The 20196-nt window shown below is 62.4% G+C and carries 16 protein-coding genes; 11 read left to right on the top strand and 5 right to left on the bottom strand.

Annotation, left to right across the window (positions count from 1 at the left end; all coding sequences use genetic code 11):
- The first annotated feature begins 40 nt into the window (after window positions 1-40).
- The 3 genes from rpsA (at window position 41) to coaE (ending at window position 4666) form a co-directional block, all read left to right on the top strand.
- Window positions 41-1543, top strand: a complete 1503-nt coding sequence (gene rpsA, locus LWF01_RS08450; RefSeq protein WP_349640586.1) for a 30S ribosomal protein S1 — start codon at window positions 41-43, stop codon at window positions 1541-1543.
- Window positions 1544-1605: 62 nt separating this feature from the next.
- On the top strand, window positions 1606-3423 hold the full coding sequence (locus LWF01_RS08445) for a hypothetical protein (protein ID WP_349640585.1): 1818 nt from the start codon (window positions 1606-1608) through the stop codon (window positions 3421-3423).
- Between the two features lie 34 nt (window positions 3424-3457).
- The gene (gene coaE / locus LWF01_RS08440; protein ID WP_349640584.1) at window positions 3458-4666 is read left to right on the top strand and encodes a dephospho-CoA kinase; all 1209 of its coding nucleotides are present in this window, start codon (window positions 3458-3460) and stop codon (window positions 4664-4666) included.
- 90 nt (window positions 4667-4756) lie between these two features.
- Here coaE and LWF01_RS08435 read toward each other — a convergent pair whose 3' ends face one another.
- From LWF01_RS08435 to LWF01_RS08415, 5 genes are all read right to left on the bottom strand, one after another.
- On the bottom strand, window positions 4757-5188 hold the full coding sequence (locus tag LWF01_RS08435; protein ID WP_349640583.1) for an OsmC family peroxiredoxin: 432 nt from the start codon (window positions 5186-5188) through the stop codon (window positions 4757-4759).
- Window positions 5189-5375: 187 nt separating this feature from the next.
- The gene (locus LWF01_RS08430) at window positions 5376-6110 is read right to left on the bottom strand and encodes an ABC transporter ATP-binding protein (protein WP_349640582.1); all 735 of its coding nucleotides are present in this window, start codon (window positions 6108-6110) and stop codon (window positions 5376-5378) included.
- On the bottom strand, window positions 6107-7081 hold the full coding sequence (locus LWF01_RS08425) for an ABC transporter ATP-binding protein (protein WP_349640581.1): 975 nt from the start codon (window positions 7079-7081) through the stop codon (window positions 6107-6109). The genes LWF01_RS08430 and LWF01_RS08425 overlap by 4 nt, the downstream gene beginning before the upstream one ends.
- Complete coding sequence (locus LWF01_RS08420; RefSeq protein ID WP_349640580.1) at window positions 7071-8063, bottom strand: branched-chain amino acid ABC transporter permease; 993 nt, start codon at window positions 8061-8063, stop codon at window positions 7071-7073. Before LWF01_RS08420 ends, LWF01_RS08425 begins: the two co-directional genes overlap by 11 nt.
- A gap of 8 nt (window positions 8064-8071) precedes the next feature.
- Window positions 8072-9493, bottom strand: coding sequence for a branched-chain amino acid ABC transporter permease (locus LWF01_RS08415; RefSeq protein WP_349640579.1), 1422 nt, complete (start codon window positions 9491-9493; stop codon window positions 8072-8074).
- Between the two features lie 276 nt (window positions 9494-9769).
- On the opposite strand from LWF01_RS08415, the gene LWF01_RS08410 reads away from it, so the two are divergent.
- The 8 genes from LWF01_RS08410 to LWF01_RS08375 all read left to right on the top strand — a co-directional run bounded on the left by LWF01_RS08410 (window position 9770) and on the right by LWF01_RS08375 (window position 20164).
- Complete coding sequence (locus LWF01_RS08410; RefSeq protein ID WP_349640578.1) at window positions 9770-11038, top strand: ABC transporter substrate-binding protein; 1269 nt, start codon at window positions 9770-9772, stop codon at window positions 11036-11038.
- 382 nt (window positions 11039-11420) lie between these two features.
- Window positions 11421-12647, top strand: a complete 1227-nt coding sequence (locus LWF01_RS08405; RefSeq protein ID WP_349640577.1) for a branched-chain amino acid ABC transporter substrate-binding protein — start codon at window positions 11421-11423, stop codon at window positions 12645-12647.
- Window positions 12648-12734: 87 nt separating this feature from the next.
- Window positions 12735-13718: a branched-chain amino acid ABC transporter permease gene (locus tag LWF01_RS08400; protein ID WP_349640863.1), complete on the top strand. Its 984-nt coding sequence runs from the start codon at window positions 12735-12737 to the stop codon at window positions 13716-13718.
- Complete coding sequence (locus tag LWF01_RS08395) at window positions 13715-14905, top strand: branched-chain amino acid ABC transporter permease (RefSeq protein ID WP_349640576.1); 1191 nt, start codon at window positions 13715-13717, stop codon at window positions 14903-14905. Before LWF01_RS08400 ends, LWF01_RS08395 begins: the two co-directional genes overlap by 4 nt.
- Window positions 14905-15774, top strand: a complete 870-nt coding sequence (locus LWF01_RS08390) for an ABC transporter ATP-binding protein (protein WP_349640575.1) — start codon at window positions 14905-14907, stop codon at window positions 15772-15774. Before LWF01_RS08395 ends, LWF01_RS08390 begins: the two co-directional genes overlap by 1 nt.
- Window positions 15761-16474 carry an ABC transporter ATP-binding protein gene (locus LWF01_RS08385; protein WP_349640574.1) on the top strand — a complete coding sequence of 238 codons (714 nt, stop codon included), beginning with the start codon at window positions 15761-15763 and terminating at the stop codon, window positions 16472-16474. Before LWF01_RS08390 ends, LWF01_RS08385 begins: the two co-directional genes overlap by 14 nt.
- 119 nt (window positions 16475-16593) lie before the next feature.
- Window positions 16594-18708 (top strand): excinuclease ABC subunit UvrB, encoded by a 2115-nt coding sequence (gene uvrB, locus LWF01_RS08380; RefSeq protein ID WP_349640862.1) that lies wholly within the window; start codon window positions 16594-16596, stop codon window positions 18706-18708.
- A 379-nt stretch (window positions 18709-19087) separates the two neighbouring features.
- Window positions 19088-20164, top strand: coding sequence for a TerC family protein (locus LWF01_RS08375; protein WP_349640573.1), 1077 nt, complete (start codon window positions 19088-19090; stop codon window positions 20162-20164).
- Window positions 20165-20196: the final 32 nt, after the last annotated feature.

The following is a 20196-nucleotide window of genomic DNA, read 5'->3' as shown; positions in this document are numbered from 1 at the left end:
AAGCACTATGCAAATGTCCATCAACGGAGTCCCTACTTTTATGACCACCACGACGCCCGAAAAGGCGACAACACCGCAGGTCGCTGTCAATGACATCGGATCTGCTGAAGATTTTCTCGCTGCAGTCGACGCCACGATCAAGTACTTCAACGATGGCGACATCGTCGAAGGCACGATCGTCAAGGTTGATCGCGACGAGGTTTTGGTCGACATCGGTTACAAGACCGAGGGTGTAATTCTTTCCCGCGAGCTTTCGATCAAGCACGATGTGGATCCCTCCGAGGTCGTATCCGTTGGCGACGAGGTCGAAGCGCTTGTTCTCCAGAAAGAGGACAAAGAAGGCCGCCTCATGCTGTCGAAGAAGCGCGCTCAGTACGAGCGTGCCTGGGGCGACATCGAAAAGATCAAAGAAGAAGACGGCATTGTCACCGGTACCGTTATCGAGGTTGTCAAGGGTGGTCTCATCCTCGACATCGGCCTGCGTGGCTTCCTGCCAGCTTCATTGGTCGAAATGCGTCGCGTCCGCGACCTTGCTCCATACATCGGCCAGCAGGTCGATGCGAAGATCATCGAGCTGGACAAGAACCGCAACAACGTTGTGCTGTCCCGCCGTGCCTGGTTGGAGCAGACCCAGTCCGAGGTTCGGCACACCTTCCTGCAGACCCTGCAGAAGGGCCAGGTCCGCCCTGGTGTCGTGTCCTCCATCGTCAACTTCGGTGCCTTCGTGGACCTTGGCGGCGTAGACGGTCTGGTTCACGTTTCCGAGCTCTCCTGGAAGCACATCGACCACCCGAACGAGGTCGTCACGGTCGGCGACGAGGTCACTGTCGAGGTTCTCGATGTCGACATGGACCGCGAGCGCGTTTCGCTCTCGCTCAAGGCGACTCAGGAAGATCCATGGCAGCAGTTCGCCCGGACGCACGCCATCGGTCAGATTGTCCCGGGTAAGGTCACGAAGCTGGTTCCGTTCGGTGCGTTCGTTCGTGTCGAAGACGGCATCGAAGGCCTCGTGCACATCTCCGAACTGGCCGTGCGTCACGTTGATCTGCCAGAGCAGGTCGTCAACGTCGATGATTCCATCTTCGTCAAGGTCATCGATATCGACCTTGAGCGTCGCCGGATCTCGCTGTCGCTGAAGCAGGCCAATGAGGGCGTAGACCCAGACGCCGAAGAGTTCCTCGACCCAGCCCTGTACGGCATGGTTCAGGAATACGACGCCGAGGGCAACTACAAGTACCCCGAGGGCTTCGACCCGGAGACCCAGGAATGGCTCGAAGGCTTCGACAAGCAGCGTGAAGAGTGGGAGCACCAGTACGCTGCTGCTCAGTCACGCTGGGAAGAGCACAAGAAGCAGGTTGCCGCGGCGAACGCAGCTGACGCAGCCGCCGGTGAAGACGAGGGTTCCGCTGACGAGGTTCCGGCATCGTCGTCGTCGTCCTCCTCTGCTTCCTCGTACTCCTCGGATGAGAAGGCTGCCGATTCCGGCACCCTCGCAACCGATGAGGCGCTTGCTGCTCTGCGTGAGAAGCTCGCAGGAAACTAGTCGTAACTTTTCGTTCCTTGCGCTGCGTCGCGTTCGTCCGGCGTTGCCAAGAGAATGGAAGCATGACGATTGGCATGAAGTGGGGCTCCCTGTCTGCTGACGGGGGGCCCCACTCGCGTCTGCGCACGTTGTTGCGTGACTGTGCGCGAAGCTGGGTCGTTCGGTATGCGGCACTGCTGCTAGTCGTCTCGGTGCTGGTGTATCTGCCGGTTCTGCGGGATGTCGGCGCCCGGGTTTTCGCAACGAATGACGACAGCTCGCTGTTCATCTGGTGGCTCGCTCATGCGGCCGCCGTCGTCCGCGGCTGGTTCACCGGGGGCACCGACAGCTCCTTGTTGTTCAGCACGATGATGAATCATCCGGACGGCGTAAACGGCGCCTGGAATACGTCCGTGCTTGGGTTGGCATTGCCGATGGTTCCGGTGACCCTGCTGGCCGGACCGGTTGTTTCGTACAACCTGCTGATTGTTGCTTCACCGGTCGCCTCGGCGCTGGCCGCCGCCTGTGCTGCGCGCCGCTGGGCAAGCGTTCCGGCAGCGTGTCTTGCCGGTCTGGTTTATGGCTTTTCCAGCTACATCGTGGCTCAAAGTGGCGGCCACCTGAACCTGAGCTTCGCCATCCTCCCGCCGATCGTGGCCGGTGCGGTCTACGACCTGGTGGCCACCGATAGCCGGCTTCGCGGAATCGTGCTGCGCCTCGGAGTCGCCGTCGGCTTCCAGATGTATCTGTCGACCGAGGTGCTGGCTTCCACGGCGCTGATGACGTTGCTCGGGCTCCTGGTGCTGGCCAGCGTTCGGTGGGGACAGGTCCCGGCGATTGCCCGGAGATTGCTGCTCGGCAGCGTTGGCTCGGTGCTGATTGCCTTGGTTGTGGGGTTGCCCTTGCTGGTCATGCTGATTGCCGGCGGCTCCCGGCCGGCAGCCGCTATTCGGCCGCACGGCATTTGGGACAACGACTTCTTCGACCTTGTGCTGCCGGTGCCGACCACGGCGCTCAATCCCTTCCCAGGCTGGGACTACGGCCGGTCCGGCTATATAGACGACGCCGAGCGGGGTCTGTACCTAGGTGTTCCGCTGCTTGTGCTCGCGTTGATCGCCGTCGTGTTGCGCCGCCGGGCGAACGTGCCGGCTGTGGTTGTTCCTATCGCACTCACCGGGGCCATCGCATGGCTGCTGTCGCTCGGCTCGGTGCTGTACTTCGCAGGCAATCCAGTCGAAGGCCTGGTGCTGCCGTGGCGGATGTTCGAGCTGGTTCCCGTTATCGCCAATGTGCTGCCGATGCGGCTTGCTCTGTTCGTGACCCTGGCCGCGGCGATACTAGCGGCGGTCAGCTTCGACATCTTGCGCGCTCACCGTCGATGGTCCGGGTACCTGGCCGGAGCCATCGCGTTGATCTTCGTGTTCCCGGCACCGGTCCCGGCCCGCGCCGTGAGCATTCCGCAGTTCTTCACAAACGGATCGGTCAGCGAGGTCATCGGCGCCGGAGACGTGGTCAAGACCGTGCCACGTGCGCGAGCCCTGGCTGAGCCGCACGCCGATGAGGCGATGGTCTGGCAGGCCGTAGCCGGCATGCGCTACGCCGACACTGGCGGGTACTTCATCGGTTCAGCGCTGGGCTACTCGGTGATCTACCAGGCACTGGACGACCCCTATGACGCCGCGGTCGATGCCGCAAACCAGTCCGGTAGCTTCTACGCTCCGGATTCGGCCCAGGGCCGGGCAGCCGCGGAGTCACTGAGGTCACAGGGCATCGACTTCGTCCTGATCGCGGATAACCCGTGGCTGCCTGTCGGTGCGGCTGAGACTGCGGCATGGACCGGCAGCGTCCTCGACAGCCCTGCCCGGCTGGTTGACGGCGTATGGGTGGTGCCGGTCGGCTAAGCCGGGCGACATCGGATCGGATAGCCTGTTCGGCGTGCTGCTACTCGGACTGACCGGCGGAATCGCGGCCGGTAAATCAATGATCGCCACTCGGCTAGCCGACCTCGGCGCTGTGGTTATCGATGCGGATCTGCTTGCTCGGCAGGCGGTCGAAGCCGGCTCGCCCGGCCTCGAAGCGATTGCCGACGCCTTCGGCCCGGATGTGATGCTTCCGGATGGCACCCTTGACCGTCCCGCGCTGGGCCGGGTGATCTTCAATGACGAGCAGGCAAGGGCGCGTCTGAATGCGATAGTCCATCCCGCCGTGCGAGAGCTCTTTTCGCACCGGCTTGCGGAAGCCCCAGCCGATTCGATCGTCGTCCACGATGTGCCGCTGCTGGTGGAGAACGCCATGCAGGCCGAGTACCACCTGGTCATGGTGGTGGCGGCCTCTGAGCCGGAACGCCTTCGCCGGCTGATCAGTGAACGGGGAATGAGCCGGGAAGACGCCCTGTCCAGGATCCGCGCGCAGGCGGACGATTCCGAGCGCCGGGCCGTGGCGGACATCTGGCTGGACAACGAGCGAGCGCCCGAACAGACACGGATGGAACTCGACCGGATCTGGCGCCAGCGCCTGGTCCCGTTCGAAAGAAATGTTCGCACCCGGCAACTGACCGACAACTCCGGGCCGGTGGTCATAGTTGCCGCCGATCCATCCTGGCCCGCCCAGGCGCGGCGGATTAGCGAGCGAATTCGTCGTGCGGGCGGGGCGGGTGTGCTTGCGATCGACCACATCGGCTCGACCTCGGTACCCGGGCTGGGCGCCAAGGATCGGATTGACCTGCAGATGGCGGTCCGATCGCTTGCCGATGCCGACGAAATGGCCGATCGCCTGGCCTGGATCGGTTTTCCACCCGGCCGGCACTTATTCGACACGCCGAAACCGATGTTCTCCGCCGAGCATGAGGCCTGGGGCAAACGGTTCCATCGGGAAGCCGACCCTGGGCGAGCGGTCAACCTGCACGTTCGGGTGTTCGGCGCGGCCAACTGGCGTTACGCCCTGGCTTTTCGCGACTGGTTGCGGGCGGAGCCAGGATGGCGAGACGAGTACGAGCGACTGAAGCGGCGGATCGCCTCCGAACACAGCCACGATCCTGATGGCAACGGCTACGCCATGGCCAAGGAACCGTGGTTCAGCGATGTCGCTGAGCCGGCCCTGCACGCCTGGATAGCAAAGACCGGCTGGGAAGCCACTGTTCAATGACCTCCCAGCCGGTCCTATCCTGGCGTGGGGCTGTTTCGGCTTAGTCGCCGTACCGGCCCTAGCCGACTGCGACTACGACTACGACTACGACTATGCGAGTCTGGCTTTCAGCGTGATGTCCACGCCGGCCAGTGCCTGGCTGACCGGGCAGTTGGTCTTGGCATCTGCCGCGATCTCCTGGAACTTTGCTTCATCGAGCCCCTCGACGGTCGCCAGCAGATTGAGCGTAATTCCGGTGATGCCCTCACCTGCGACGAATGCGACATCTGCCGAAGTGTGCAGTTCCTGCGGCGGGGTGTCGTTCTGGGCCAGGCCATTCGACAGGGCCATGGAGAAACAGGCGGAATGCGCCGCAGCGATGAGTTCCTCGGGAGTCGTGGTTCCGTTGTGAGCCTCGGAACGGGCCTTCCATGAAATATCGAAGGTCGCGAGTCCGGAGCTGTCCAGGCTTACCTTGCCGGAACCATCGGTGAGTGATCCGTTCCAGATTGTGTGGGCTTTGCTGACTAAAGGCTGTGGCATGCGATGCATCCTCTCCTCACGCCGCGCAGGCTATCCGCGCGTGCTGTCGGTTACTGGCGGCAGAGCGGGCCGGTGCCTCGAATTGCCGCCGTCCCCATTCTTGCCGCATGGCCGGAATCCGGCCACAGCGGGGCGGTCTAACCCGCTTTACGGCACACTCGCTCCGGCCCGTTCGAAAGAGTTCGGGCTAAGCCCGGCGGGCGAGCGTGCCCAGATACAGCTCGATCACCTTCGGGTCATTGAGGAGTTGACGCCCGGTGCCCGTGTACGCGTCGCGACCCTGATCGAGCACGTATCCGCGGTTGCTGATCTCCAAACACCGTTTGGCGTTCTGCTCCACCATCAGGATCGATACCCCGGCATCGCTGATCCGTTTGATCGACTCGAAAACCGTGTCCTGCATCAGGGGCGACAACCCGGCGGACGGCTCGTCGAGGAACAACACCTCGGGGCCGGTCATCAACGCCCGGCCCATTGCGACGATCTGCCGCTCGCCGCCGGAGAGCGAACCGCATTTCTGCGCGCGACGCTCGCTCAGCAGCGGGAACAGCTCGCTGACGGCCGCGAAGCGGCTGGGGTACTCCTTCGGGCGGAGGAACATCCCCATCTGCAGGTTCTCCTCGATGGTCAGCGAGGGGAACACATTGTCGTTCTGCGGCACATATCCGAGGCCGCGTGCCACCATTTTGTGCGCGGCGGTCCCGGTGATCTCATGGCCACGGAGCAGCACCTGGCCGCCACGGACGGGCACGAGGCCGAACATGGCCTTGATCAGCGTCGATTTCCCCGCGCCGTTCGGTCCGATGATCCCGACGAGTTCACCGGCGCCGACGGTGACGTTGCAGCCATTGAGGATGTTGACGTCCGGGAGGTAGCCCGCGACGAGGTCAACTGAGCGGAGGATCGGCTCTGGATCGTTCATTTCTTGTCCTCATGATCGTTCGGTTCTGAACTGTTTTCCGTCGTCCGTGAGGTGCCGAGATAGGCGTCGATCACGGCGGGATTGGCCCGGATGTCGTCCGGACGGCCCTCGGCAATCAGCTCGCCGTCGGCAAAGCAGACGATCCAGTCACTGATGCCCATCACGACATCCATATCGTGTTCGACGAGGACGATGGTCATGCCATTGTCACGAAGCTCCCGGACGTGCCCAAGCAGCGACTGGGTAAGCGCCGGATTGACCCCGGCCATCGGCTCGTCGAGCATCACCATCGTCGGCTCAACCATGAGTGCCCGGGCCATCTCAAGGAGTTTTCGCTGCCCGCCGGACAATGTGCCGGCGAACTCGTCGCGCATGCGCGTCAGGGAGAAGCCGTTCAGCAGCCGGTCGGCGCGTTCCGCAATCTTTCGTTCCTGGCCGCTCCACAAGGGTTTGAGCAGGGCCGGGAAGAAACGCTCGCCGCGCTGCCCAGTCGCGCCGAGCATCAAGTTCTCCAGGGCCGTCAAACGCATCAGTGCCTTGGTGAGCTGGAAGGTCCGGACCAGGCCGAGCCTGGCCACCTTGTACGCCGGAAGCGATTGCAGCGGAACGCCTTCGAAGCGCCAGCTGCCTGAGTCGGCGGAGTCGAATCCGGTAAGCACGTTGAAGAACGTCGTCTTTCCTGCCCCGTTCGGACCGATCAACGCTGTGATCGCGCCGCGCTGCACCTCCAGGTGGTCGACGCTGATGGCACGCAAACCGCCGAAATAGCGGGACACGTTGTCCACGATCAGGATTGGATCCGGCTTCGCTACCCCGGGTATTGGTTCGACGCCCGCCAGCGCGCGTGCCTCGGTGGCGGACCTGGTTTGCTCTGCGGCGGCGCTGACGGCCTCGGCCCGGGCGGCCAGTCCGTTGGCACCGTTGTTATCGGACATCGAGCCGCAATCGGACGCGGAGTTGTTATCGGACATCGAGGCGCAGCTCCTTCTGGTTTCCGAGGATGCCGGCGGGACGGAACATCATCAACAGGATCAAGATCAGGCCGACGAAGGCGAACCGCACCGCGCCGACGTCTGAACCGCTGAGGAGCGACGCAGGGATCAGTCCGGACGAGGTCGCTTGCCGCAGGAAAGCATCGAGGAAGGTGACCAGGAACCAGAAGATGATCGATCCGAGGACAGGGCCAAGCACCCGACTGGCCCCGCCCAGGATCACAATCGCGTACAGGTAGAAGGTGACGACCGGGTTGTAGCTGTCAGGGGAAACCGACTGCACGTTGATCGCAAGCAGTGCCCCGGCAAGTGCTCCGAGGATTCCGCCTAGCACGAGGCTCTGCATCTTGATTGCGTATACGTTCTTCCCCAGGCTGCGGGCCGCCAGCTCGTCCTCGCGGACCGAACGGAGCACCCGACCCCAAGGGCTGTGGATCAATACGTATGTCATGCCTGCCGCAAGCGCGACCAACGCCCATCCGACGGTCATAACCCACAAAGATCGCGAATCGAATACCACCGGCCCGAAACCGTACCTGCCGGGCTCGTAGGGGTTCAGTTCGAAGAAGGTGTCCGCAAACTGCCTGAGGCCGAACACCCCGCCCGTAGTCGGCTCGGCGTAGCTGGAGCGGTAGAAGTAGCGCAGGACTTCGCCGGCAGCGATCGTCGCGATCGCGAGATAATCGCCGCGCAGCCGAAGCGTCGGGATGCCAAGGATCAACGCGAGTATGACAGCGCAAAGGATCCCGACGCCGATCCCTGCCCACAACGACCAGCCGAATGTAGTGACGCTGATCGCCACCCCATAGGCGCCGACCAGCATGAAGGCCACCTGACCGAAGTTGAGCAGGCCGGTGTAGCCGAAGTGGATATTCAAGCCGATGGCAGCCAGGGCGTAAATGGACGCTTCAGGCCCGAATGCCCCCCGGACAGAATTGGCGATCACGCTGAGGAAATCCACCAGTCCTCCTATCCCACTCGCTCGGCTCGGCCGAGGATGCCTTGCGGACGGATCAGCAGAACCACGATGAGCGCAAGCAGGGCCCACGCGTTCTGCAATTCAGCGGGGAACCACAAGGTGGACAGCTGGGCGATCAGCCCGATGACGAAACTACCGACCACCGCGCCGAACGCGTTGCCGAGGCCGCCGAGAATGACACCGGCGAACATCAGTAGGAGCAGATTGAAACCCATGTCCCAATAGACCGCTTCGGTCAGGCCGTAGAAGACACCACCCAGCGCGGCAAGACCGCCGCCCATGACCCATACGACGGAGATCACCTTGTTGACGTCGATTCCCGATGCCTCGGCGAGGTCCTTGTTATCGGCTACCGCACGGGTGGCTTTGCCGATCCGGGTGCGCAGCAGCATCAGAGCGACACCGATCAGCACCAGAACGGAAAGGATGGTGATGATCAGGTCGCGTGGCGCGATCGAGAGCGGTCCGAAGTGCATCGCCTGCTGCAGGGTGTATTGGTCGTACTGCTGTCGGCGTGAGCCGAACAGCGCGAGCAGAAGGTGGCGCAGCAGGAGGGAGATGCCGATCGAGATGATGAACATCTGGATCAGCCCGGCGCTGCGGGCCCGCATTGGCCGCCACACGACCCGATCCATGGAAAACCCGATGGCCCCGCCCACGACGATCGCTATCAGGGTGGCAAGCACCATCGGCAGCCCGAATGGCCGCGTGCTGAAGAAGTAGGCGGCAATCGCGCCGATAGTGACGAGTTCGCCGTGGGCGAAGTTGATCAGCCGGGTGGTGCCGAACACCAGGGACAGCCCGACCGCGGTGATAGCGATGATTGCGCCGAGCTTCAGGCCTTCGACGACCTGCTGGATGAGGCGGCCGCCGAAACTTCTGCTTGTGGCAGGACCCGCGTCCAGGGTCTCTTGTGCATCTGTGGACTTCGGTGCGGAGGGAACTCCCTCTCGCGGTTGCTGCGCCTGGCTGGAGAGGATGAGCGGGAAGATCACCGTGCGCGCTTGCCCGGGGCGCACTACGACGTCGGCCAGATTTTCCCCGCCGCTTGTGCGCAGGTGAACCCCGGTTGGCAGCGTGCTGGCGTCGAGGATGACGGTGTAGGTCCCTGGATTGGGTACGGGGATCGTCCAAGTGCCGTCGTCCGAGGTTTTGACCGTACCGATCTCGGCTTCGCCCTGCGCAACTCTGACGGATACGCCGGGCACCGGCTTGGAGTCCGGGTCTTTCAGGGTGCCCCTGACCGACTCGCTGCTGGCCTGGGCGCGCGTTTCCGGCCGACTGGAGCCGGCTTCCGTGCTTACGCCGAAAACGCCGGAGGCACTGAGCAGAACGACGAAGAGTGCCGCGAATATGGCCATGACCCGCACGCCCACGCTGGACTCCGATCCACGTTGCTTGACTCGGAGCATAGCTTCAGCTCTCTGGGCGATAAAGCCTTGCCGCAGCGGGCGAGCGAACGTAACCAAACCGTTGCGGCAAGGACCAAATTCCGTTGTCGGCAGGCGAACCTCAGCAGCGGGATACGGACCCGTAACATGTTGGTCACGTCAGCCGCCTTTGGCCGGTAGGTCTGTTACTCTCGCCACATCGGGAGACTGTGAGGCAACGGCGGCCGGCAAAAAGTCGAATGGCCTCATACAACCGATCCGCCGCCGCATGTCCGACGCTGCGTGCGAGGAGATCCCATGCAAACGCGAATCTGGATGAAGGCTGTCGGCGCTACCGCCGCGGTGATGCTCGCCCTCACAGCCTGTGGCGGAAATGGTGGGGGAGGCGGTGGCGACACAGGCGGAGGCGATGCCGGCGGCGAGCCCCTCAAGCTGGGCTACGTTCTCCCGGAGACCGGCGACCTCGCCTATCTCGGTCCGCCACAGATCGAAGCGATGAAACTCGCCATCAAGGAGATCAACGACGCTGGCGGTGTGCTCGGCAATGAGATCCCCGATCCGGTCGGAGGCGATGAGGCCAACGATCAGGCGATCGCATCGCAGTCGGCCGATCGAGTGCTTAACGCCAACGTCAACGCGGTGATTGGAGCGGCGGCTTCGGGCATGTCGCTGGCGATCATCGATAAGATCACCGGTGCCGGGGTCGCTCAATGCTCTGGTTCCAATACCGCACCGACATTCACTGATTATCAGGATGACGATCTGTACTTTCGCACCGCACCGTCGGACGCTCTCCAAGGCCCCGTATTGGCAGACGTGATCACGGGTGACGGACACAGCAAGATCGCGATTGCTGCCAGGGCCGACGATTACGGCAGGGGCCTGGCTGACGCAACCGCGAAGGCGCTGGAAAATGGTGGCGCGACGGTGGCGGTCAACGAGGCGTACGACCCGAAGACGACCGACTTCAATGCCACGGTCCAGAAGATTGTCAGTTCCAAGCCGGATGCCGTGGCGGTGATTGCTTTCGAGGAAGGAACGCAGATTCTCAAGGGCCTGATCGAGGCCGGTCTGACCCCGGACAAGGTAGGGCTCTACGGCGCGGACGGGCTGCGCAACACCGACCTCGCCACACTGGTTGATCCAAACAACCCCGATGTGCTTGCCGGGATGAAGGGAACTGCGCCGGCTTCGGCCGACAACCCCGAATTCACCAAAGAGCTCAAAGCCTTCGCGCCCGACCTGCAAGAGTTGCAGTTCGCCCCCCAGGTTTACGACTGTGTCAACGTGATCGCGCTTGCGGCGCAGGCGACGGAGTCCACTGACGCGAACGACTTCAAGGCCGAAGTCGTGAACGTCACCAAGGATGGCGAGAAGTGCACATCGTTCGCCGACTGCAAGACGTTGCTCGATGATGGCAAGGACATCGACTACGACGGCGCCAGCGGGCCGTTGGACTTCGTTGCGGCTGGTGAGCCCGGGAAAGCGACGATCGAGGTCTATGGCTACAACGAGAAGGGTGAGTTGACGACGCTCGACACGCGGGAAGCCGCCCCGGCCCAGTAAACAGGCCACGGCAAAGCCGGCGATACCGCTGAAAGGGAGGGCTCCATCGGGGCCCTCCCTCGCTATGCCGGGACCGGTGTCCTCGGCGCCTGGAATCATCCCTGCGCTCGCGCGGCGACGGCGCAGAACGACGACGCAGCGGAGCAAATTTTCGAAGCAGCCGTTCTCCAGTGCGTTACCGCCGGAAGAGCTGTGACCAAAATGTGTCCAAAAAGAGTAGAGGGTTCGCCAGCTGTCTTGCTAAAACCTAAGGAGCCATCACAATGGTGAGAATTATCACGATGAAATTTCATGTCTTCTTCGCTTGAGACGCTGTGCGGTTTCATCACTGATCAGGTAAACCCAAGTACCCACTGTGGGATTCACGAAAAACGGAGGACTAATGCCCCGGTCTAGGAAATTAATCGGTGCGTTCGCCGCGGCCGGCGTGCTCGCGCTCGTCGCATCGGGTTGCGCAAATCAGCCAAGCGAGGGCGGCGGGTCGGAATCGGCGGCTGGCGGCCTGAAAGACCTCCCTGCCCTGGATACAGTCGAAGTACCCGCAGATGCCGTTCTGCCGGCCGGTGACGGCAAGGCGAAATGTGACGCAAAGACAACGCTTGCCTACGTTGGCGCCGAGACCGGTCCCAACGCGCAGCTCGGCGTGAACATCTTCAATGGCGTGCAGCTGGCCATCGACCAGCACAACGAGGCAAATCCAGACTGCCAGGTGCAGTTCAAGAAGTACGACACCGAAGGTGACCCGAATAAGGCGACCGGTCCGACGACCCAGGCCGCCAGTGTCGAGGACATCATCGGAATCGTTGGCCTGCCGTTCTCCGGCGAGTCGAAGGCGACCGGCAACATTCTGGAACAAAAGGGGCTTGTGCACATCACACCGGCCGCTACCGGCCCGGGACTGAGTGAGAACGGCTGGACCACCTTCTTCCGTGGCCTGGGCAATGACAACGTCCAGGGACCGGCCGTCGGTCAGCTCGCCGACAAGCTCGGTGCAAAGAAGGTCTACGTGATCGAGGATGATTCCGAGTACGGCATCGGGCTGTCCAAGACGACGCAGGCAGCGCTGGGCGACAAGGTCGCCGGAGTCGACAAGGTCACCACCGGCCAGAAAGACTTCTCCGCGACGATCTCGAAGGTGATGAACGCCAAGCCGGACGCAGTGTTCTTCTCCGGCTACTACGCCGAGGGTGCGCCGTTCGACAGCCAGTTGGTCGGCAAAGGCTTCGAAGGCACCTTCATCGGGCCGGACGGGCTGAAGGACAACGCCTTCATCGAACAGGCCGGCGACGCTGCGTCGAACGCGTACTTCACCTGCCCCTGTATCCCGGGCGAGTTGATCAAGGACTTCTCTGCTGCCTACACCAAGGTGTCAGACGGCAAGGCGCCGGGAACGTACTCGATCGAGGGCTACGATGCGGCCACCGTGCTGCTGGCCGGCATCGACAAGGGCAAGACGACGCGCGAGGATCTGAAGGCCTGGGTCAAGGGCTACGACGCCAACGGCCTGAGCAAGAAGTACAAGTGGGACGAGAAGGGGGAGTTGGCCGAGGCCGCGGTTTACGGCTACAAGGTCGAAGACGGCAAGATCGTCTCCGTCGGAGCACTCTAACCACTCAACGTTCCTCGATGGGGAGGGGCTCGCCCGGACGGGTGAGCCCCTCGTCATAAAGCTCCCAAGGACTTCTTCGTGACAACTATTCTTGCCGCCGACGAGTGGGTGACGTTCGATTTCGCCAGCCTTGGCCAGAATTTCTGGTCGGCGACGTTTGACGGGCTTACCTTCGGCGCGATCTACGCGCTGGTCGCGCTCGGCTACACGCTGGTCTACGGCGTGCTCAATCTGATCAATTTCGCCCACTCCGAGGTGTTCATCGTCGGCGCCTACGCCGTCGTCTTCACCCTCTCCGGCCTCGGCTTCGGCCCCTCCGCGCCGAATCTCTCCATCGGCGCAATAATCCTGAACCTGGTTTTGGCCGGCATCGTCGGGATGTTGGCCGCTGCAGTGATGGCGTTGGTCCTGGAGCGGGTGGCCTATCGGCCGCTGCGGCGCAAGAACGCGCCGCGCCTGGTCTTCCTGATCACCGCTATCGGTGCCTCCTTTGCGGTCCAGTACATCATTCGACTGATCCGCGGTCCGGATCCCGAGCCTGCCGTGATCATGTTCAGGCCTTACCCAGTCTTCGACGTATTCGGCACCATCATCGACAGTCAGCAGATCGTGATCGTCGCCGCTGCGATCGTGATGATGGTTGTGGTGGACCAGTTCATCCGCCGGACCCGCACCGGCCGCGGCATTCGAGCCGTCGCGCAGGATCCGGACACCGCCACCCTGATGGGGGTGAACAAGGAACGCATCATCATGACCACATTCGTGATCGGCGGCCTGCTGGCCGGCGCGGCCGCGTTGTTCTACGTCATGAAGATTCCTTCCGGCGTGCAGTACATCGGCGGCTTCATCCTCGGGATCAAGGCCTTCACCGCCGCCGTTCTCGGCGGGATCGGCAATGTACGCGGCGCGCTGCTCGGCGGATTCCTGCTGGGCCTGATCGGTAATTACGGTCAGATTCTGCTCGGCAGTGCACAGTGGACCGACGTGGTGTGCTTCGTCGTCCTTGTCCTGGTGCTGATGGTTCGGCCGAACGGCGTCCTCGGAAGCGACCTCGGGAAGGTACGGGCATGAGTACAACAGATGGACAGACGCCGCTGCCCGGGGCAGCTGCCGCGCAGGCGGCGCAGGATCGGCAGGCGGAGCCCACGAAGAAGCACAACCGGTTCCAGGGCCTCTGGGATAAATGGGAGCGGATGCCACGGATGCAGCAGTGGCTGGTCCTGATCATCGTCGTGGTCCTGGTCTACCTGCTGCCTGTGCTGAACCCGCCGATCATCACCACGGAGCCCGGTAACAACTTCGCTCTGGCCTGTTTCGACATGGCCAGGTTCGCGCTCGTCGCGCTCGGCCTGAATGTCGTCGTCGGCCAGGCCGGCCTGCTCGACCTCGGCTACGTGGGCTTCTTCGCGGTCGGTTCCTATGTGGCGGCGCTCTGGACCAGCAGCGACTCCAGCTACATTCACATTCCGTACCTCTGGACGTTGCCGCTCGCCATGGTGGTCACCGTCGTGTTCGGGGTCTGTCTGGGAATACCGACTTTGCGGCTCAGGGGTGACTACCTGGCGATTGTGACTCTCGGATTCGGCGAAATCATCCGCCTGCTGGCAACTATCGTGCCCGCACTCAAGGGCCAGCCCGGTTTCCAAAACGTAGGGCGGCCTCCGGGCACCAACGCCGACGGCACGCCGATCTTCGCGAACTCCGAGGGGTTGCCCTGGTACTGGCTGACCGTGACGATCATCATCATCGTCATGCTGCTGCTCGGCAACCTGGAACGCAGCCGAGTGGGTCGCGCCTGGAACGCTATCCGGGAAGATGAGGACGCGGCAGAGATCATGGGAGTGCCGACGTTCAAGTACAAGCTGTGGGCATTCGCGATCGGCGCCGCTATCGGCGGCCTGTCCGGGGCATTGTTCGCGGGTCAGGTCGGCTTCGTCAACAACCAGAAGTTCGACGTACAGACCTCGATCCTGTTCCTGGCCGCTGTGGTCCTTGGCGGTGCCGGAAACAAGGTCGGCGCCATCGTCGGTGGTGCGCTGGTGTCCTATATCCCGCTGCGATTCACCGCTATAGCGGAGTACAAATATCTGATTTTCGGCGTGGCACTCGTGCTTCTGATGATCTTCCGGCCGCAGGGCCTGCTCGGCGCGCGCCAGCAGCTGCTGACATTTGGCAAGACGGTGCGTGCCAAAGTCGAGGCGCTCGGCAGAAGTACCGAATCACGAACGCGGACCAGCCGGGCAAAGGAGGAGAGCTGATGACTGAGAACGCTCCCGCACCGGTCCCTGACCTGGATTCAGAGGTGGCGCAGCTTGCCGCGCCGGAACGTGAAATCGCCGTGGAAGAGGGCGAGAACCTGGTTGAAATCGAGAATCTCTCGGTGAAATTCGGCGGCCTGACCGCTCTCGACTCGGTGTCGTTCAATATCAGGCGCGGCGAGATCTTGGGCCTGATCGGACCCAACGGCGCTGGCAAAACCACCTGCTTCAACGCGATGACCGGGGTATACAAACCAAGTAGCGGCACTGTGCTGCTGGAGGGCAACTCGATCGTCGGCCGTAAACAGCACCACATAACCCAGGCCGGCCTGGCCAGGACATTCCAGAACATCCGGCTGTTCGGCGAGATGTCGGCGCTGGAGAACGTGATCGTGGGTCTGGACGCCCGGCACAAGACAAGTGTCTGGGGAGCGTTGTTCCGCTCACCACGGCACTACCGTGAGGAGCGGACGGCGATCGACCGGGGGATGGCGCTGCTGGAGTTTGTCGGCATCGCAGACAAGGCCGAGTTCCAGGCGCGCAACCTGCCATACGGCTATCAGCGACGACTGGAAATTGCTCGCGCACTGGCGACGGATCCGAAGCTGTTGTGCTTGGATGAGCCGGCGGCAGGGTTCAATCCCGCCGAAAAGGAAGAGCTGATGGCGCTCATCCGCACGATCCGCAACGACGGTTACACGGTGTTGTTGATCGAACACGATATGAAGCTGGTGATGGGCGTGACGGACCGGATCGTCGTGCTCGAGTTCGGTAAGAAGATCGCCGACGACAAGCCGAAGGCCATTCGGGAGAACCCGGCGGTAGTCGCCGCCTACCTGGGAGAAGAGGCCGACGATGGCGCTGCTTGAGCTCGACGACATCACGGTGCACTACGGCCGCATTCAGGCAATCACGGGGATGTCGCTATCGGTCGACCAGGGGGAGATCGTAACGCTGATCGGCGCCAACGGCGCGGGCAAGACCACGACGATGCGTGCTGTCTCCGGACTGCTCAAGGCCTCTACCGGAAGTATCAGGTTCGATGGCGACGACATCACAAAAGTGAAGGCACACGTCAGGGTCGTCCGCGGCATCTCGCTCGCGCCGGAAGGCCGCGGTATCTTCCCGAACATGACAGTGCTCGAGAACCTCGACATGGGCGCCTACACCCGTAAGCGGGACAAAAAATATGCGGCCAATCTGGAGCGGGTCTTCGACCTGTTCCCGCGGCTTGCCGAGCGGAAGACCCAGACCGGCGGCACGATGTCCGGTGGGGAGCAGCAGATGCTGGCGATCGGCCGGGCACTGATGGGTGAGCCGAAGCTTTTGCTGCTCGACGAGCCATCGATGGGGCTTGCTCCGCAGTTCATCCGGCAGATTTTCAAGATCGTTCGGCAGATTCATGAACAGGGCACCACGATTCTGCTGGTGGAACAGAACGCCAACCAGGCGCTAGCCATCGCGGATCGCGCGTATGTGCTGGAGTCCGGCGAGATCACGCACCGCGGCACTGGTGCCGAGATTCTGGCCGATCCTGCCGTGAAAGAGGCCTATCTGGGCGTTGCCTGACGGAGGTCGTGCAACCAGTCTCGGGTGCGACGCCCGACGTGTTACGCGTCGGGCGTCAGCCTCACCCGGTGACTGTCAGTGCCAGCGCGTAGCGTATGAGTATGAGCAGAGATGACACGATGACGGACGCTACCCGGCCACTGCCGAAGATCGGGCACCGTCCGCATGTGACGCGTACCGTGGCACCGTTCGAGGTGATCAGTGACTTCTCGCCGTCCGGTGATCAGCCGACAGCGATCAAGGAGCTGACCGAGCGGCTGTCGGCAGGCGAACGGGATGTCGTGCTGCTCGGCGCCACCGGAACCGGAAAATCGGCGACGACTGCCTGGCTGATCGAACAGGTGCAACGTCCTACCCTCGTGATGGCGCCGAACAAGACTCTGGCAGCGCAGCTGGCCAATGAGTTTCGTGAGCTCCTGCCGAACAACGCGGTCGAGTACTTTGTTTCGTACTACGACTACTACCAGCCGGAAGCGTATGTACCGCAAACCGACACCTTCATCGAAAAGGATTCGTCGGTCAATGACGAGGTTGAGCGGCTCCGGCACTCGGCCACCAACGCCCTGCTGACCAGGCGGGATGTCGTCGTGGTCTCGACTGTTTCCTGCATATACGGCCTCGGTACGCCCGAGGAGTACGTGGACCGGATGGTCACGCTCAACGTCGGCGACGAGGTCAGCCGGGACGACCTGCTCCGGCACTTCGTGTCGATGCAGTACTCCCGAAACGATATGGCGTTCACCCGAGGCACGTTCCGGGTCCGTGGCGACACCGTCGAGATCATCCCGCAGTACGAGGAACTCGCCATCAGGATCGAGTTCTTCGGCGACGAAGTCGACAAGTTGTACACACTGCATCCGTTGACAGGCGAGATCGTGCGCGACGAAGAAACCATCCATGTTTTTCCGGCGTCCCACTACGTTGCGGGCCCTGAGCGGATGGACCGTGCGGTGACCGCGATCGAGGCCGAACTTCAGGAGCGGCTCGACGAACTTGAGAAGCAGAACAAGCTGCTTGAGGCTCAGCGGCTAAGGATGAGGACTGCGTATGACCTCGAGATGATGCAGTCGGTCGGCTTCACCTCGGGCATCGAGAACTACTCCCGGCACATCGATGGCCGGGAAAAAGGATCTGCGCCAAACTGCCTGCTGGACTACTTCCCGGAAGACTTCCTGCTAGTGATCGACGAGTCGCATGTCACAGTCCCGCAAATCGGCGGAATGTACGAAGGAGACATGTCCCGGAAGCGCACCTTGGTTGAGCACGGTTTCCGGCTGCCGAGTGCGATGGACAACCGGCCGCTGCGCTGGGAGGAGTTCCTGGATCGGATCGGCCAGCGGGTGTACCTGTCGGCGACGCCGGGGAAGTACGAGATGGGCCAGTCCGATGGCTTCGTCGAACAGATTATCCGGCCGACGGGTCTGGTCGATCCGGAGGTGGTGGTCAAACCGACCAAGGGCCAGATCGACGACCTGCTGGGCGAAATTCACGCTCGGGTGGCGAAGAACGAACGCATCCTGGTCACGACACTGACCAAGAAGATGGCCGAGGACCTGACCGACTACTTCCTTGAGCACGGCGTGCGGGTGCAGTATCTGCACTCCGATGTCGACACACTGCGGCGGGTCGAGCTGCTTCGCGAACTGCGCAGCGGCGAATTCGACGTCCTGGTCGGGATCAACCTGCTGCGTGAGGGACTCGACCTGCCGGAGGTTTCACTGGTTGCCATTCTCGACGCGGACAAAGAAGGTTTCCTGCGTTCGTCGACCTCGCTGATTCAGACGATCGGGCGGGCGGCCCGAAACGTCTCGGGTGCGGTGCACATGTACGCCGACAGGGTAACGCCGTCGATGCAGTTCGCGATCGAAGAAACGAATCGCCGCCGGGAGAAGCAGGTCGCCTACAACCTGGAAAAAGGCGTCGACCCCCAGCCGCTTCGCAAAAAGATCGCCGACATCACCGATTCGCTCCGCCGGGAAGACGCCGACACCGCGGAACTGCTCGCGGACGCCGCCACCCGCCGGAAGGTTCCGGTGCCCGGCGAGGGACACGCTCGAACCGGCAAGCTCGCGGAGCTGCCTGCCAACGATCTCGCAGATCTGATCACCCAGCTGACCGAACAGATGCACGGCGCCGCAGCCGAGCTGCAGTTCGAGCTGGCGGCGAGGTTGCGCGACGAACTGTCCGAATTGAAGAAGGAGCTACGCCAGATGAAATCGGCCGGTCACGCCTAGCGGGGACGCCTGGACTGGTCGCGGCTGGCCGCCAGCGTGCCCGGACTGGGTTCGCTCGGCCCGGTCACGCCTGGACTGGGCCACTCGCCCGTGTGCTTGGGTGTGCTCGGCCCGGGTGCGCCACGGCGCGTCATTGCTTGGGCTCCGGTTGGCCACGGCACGCTAGCTGAGACGGGTTCGCTTCCGATCGGTTAGGATTGACCCAGCGAAGGGGAGTATCCCAAAACACCGCGGACGTCAGCACGAGCTTCACCAGCGAGGTTCCGGGCGCGGTGGCATTGTTTTAACCAATGCGGGAGAGACTTTCGGGTTTCGTTGTGCCGTAAGCACAATAAATGAGCGAAACGAACGTCTGCACGAATAACTCGAAAGGCCCCGAATGGACCTCGCCCTACCCCTGTGGTTCGAGATCGGCTCACTTGTCGTACTCGTACTCATCCTCGTCGGTGATTTGCTGCTTGTGATCAAGCGGCCGCACGTGCCGTCAATGAAAGAAGCAAGCCTCTGGGTTGCCTTCTATGTTGCGCTGGCCCTGGTTTTCGCCGGTCTGATGTTCCTGCTCGGCGACGCCGAGCACGGTGCCCAGTTCCTGGCCGGCTGGCTCACCGAGTACAGCCTCAGCATCGACAACCTGTTTGTGTTCGTCATCATCATGGGACGGTTCGCCGTGCCGCGAAAGTTCCAGCAGGAAGTGCTGATGGTCGGTATCATCCTGGCCCTGGTCTTCCGCGGTGTCTTCATCCTGCTCGGCGCGCAGCTGATCTCAAACTTCAGCTGGATCTTCTACATCTTCGGCGCGTTCCTGCTGTACACCGCCTACACCCAGGCATTCAGCGGTGACGATGACGAGAACGAGGACAATGCGCTGATCCGGATCCTGCGGAAGCGGATCAACATTTCTTCGGAGTTCGACGGCAACAAACTGAAGACTGTAATTGACGGCAAAAAGTTCTTCACGCCGATGCTGCTCGTCTTCATCGCGATCGGCACGACCGATGTGATGTTTGCCCTGGATTCCATTCCGGCCATCTTCGGCATCACCCAAAGCCCCTATCTAGTCTTCACCGCGAACATCTTTGCGCTGATGGGCCTGCGGCAGCTTTACTTCCTTCTCGGCGGCCTGCTGGATCGTCTGGTTTACCTCAAGTACGGCATCGCGGTCATCCTCGCCTTCATCGGGGTCAAGCTGGTATTCCATGCCATGCACGAGAACGAGCTGCCGTTCATCAACGGCGGCGAACACATCAGCTGGGCGCCTGAATTCAGCACCTGGGTCTCGCTCGGCGTGATCGTCGGCACAATGGCTCTCGCCACGATCGCCAGCCTGATCAAGATGTCGCATGACGAGAAGCGGGTGGCGGCGTCTGCGGACACCGACACCGACGCCGACGCTGACGCCGACGCCGACGCTGACGCCGATGTCGAGGTCGTGCAGGACCACTCACGGGATAGCTAGTCGGACGACCCGGCTAAGGGTGCAAACACGGT

The sequence above is a fragment of the Saxibacter everestensis genome, from assembly GCF_025787225.1.
In the GTDB taxonomy this organism is placed as follows: domain Bacteria; phylum Actinomycetota; class Actinomycetes; order Actinomycetales; family Brevibacteriaceae; genus Saxibacter; species Saxibacter everestensis.
The sequence above is the reverse complement of the archived record's forward strand: the minus strand, read 5'-3'. Positions and strand labels throughout refer to the sequence as shown.

What these genes read in the sequence shown, in the direction of transcription:
- rpsA (WP_349640586.1), top strand. Translation starts at nt 41, where the DNA reads ATGACCACCACGACGCCCGAAAAGGCGACAACACCGCAGGTCGCTGTC.
- LWF01_RS08445 (WP_349640585.1), top strand. Translation starts at nt 1,606, where the DNA reads ATGACGATTGGCATGAAGTGGGGCTCCCTGTCTGCTGACGGGGGGCCC.
- LWF01_RS08435 (WP_349640583.1), bottom strand. Translation starts at nt 5,188, where the DNA reads ATGCCACAGCCTTTAGTCAGCAAAGCCCACACAATCTGGAACGGATCA.
- LWF01_RS08430 (WP_349640582.1), bottom strand. Translation starts at nt 6,110, where the DNA reads ATGAACGATCCAGAGCCGATCCTCCGCTCAGTTGACCTCGTCGCGGGC.
- LWF01_RS08425 (WP_349640581.1), bottom strand. Translation starts at nt 7,081, where the DNA reads ATGTCCGATAACAACTCCGCGTCCGATTGCGGCTCGATGTCCGATAAC.
- LWF01_RS08415 (WP_349640579.1), bottom strand. Translation starts at nt 9,493, where the DNA reads ATGCTCCGAGTCAAGCAACGTGGATCGGAGTCCAGCGTGGGCGTGCGG.
- LWF01_RS08410 (WP_349640578.1), top strand. Translation starts at nt 9,770, where the DNA reads ATGCAAACGCGAATCTGGATGAAGGCTGTCGGCGCTACCGCCGCGGTG.
- LWF01_RS08405 (WP_349640577.1), top strand. Translation starts at nt 11,421, where the DNA reads ATGCCCCGGTCTAGGAAATTAATCGGTGCGTTCGCCGCGGCCGGCGTG.
- LWF01_RS08395 (WP_349640576.1), top strand. Translation starts at nt 13,715, where the DNA reads ATGAGTACAACAGATGGACAGACGCCGCTGCCCGGGGCAGCTGCCGCG.
- LWF01_RS08390 (WP_349640575.1), top strand. Translation starts at nt 14,905, where the DNA reads ATGACTGAGAACGCTCCCGCACCGGTCCCTGACCTGGATTCAGAGGTG.
- LWF01_RS08385 (WP_349640574.1), top strand. Translation starts at nt 15,761, where the DNA reads ATGGCGCTGCTTGAGCTCGACGACATCACGGTGCACTACGGCCGCATT.
- uvrB (WP_349640862.1), top strand. Translation starts at nt 16,594, where the DNA reads ATGACGGACGCTACCCGGCCACTGCCGAAGATCGGGCACCGTCCGCAT.
- LWF01_RS08375 (WP_349640573.1), top strand. Translation starts at nt 19,088, where the DNA reads ATGGACCTCGCCCTACCCCTGTGGTTCGAGATCGGCTCACTTGTCGTA.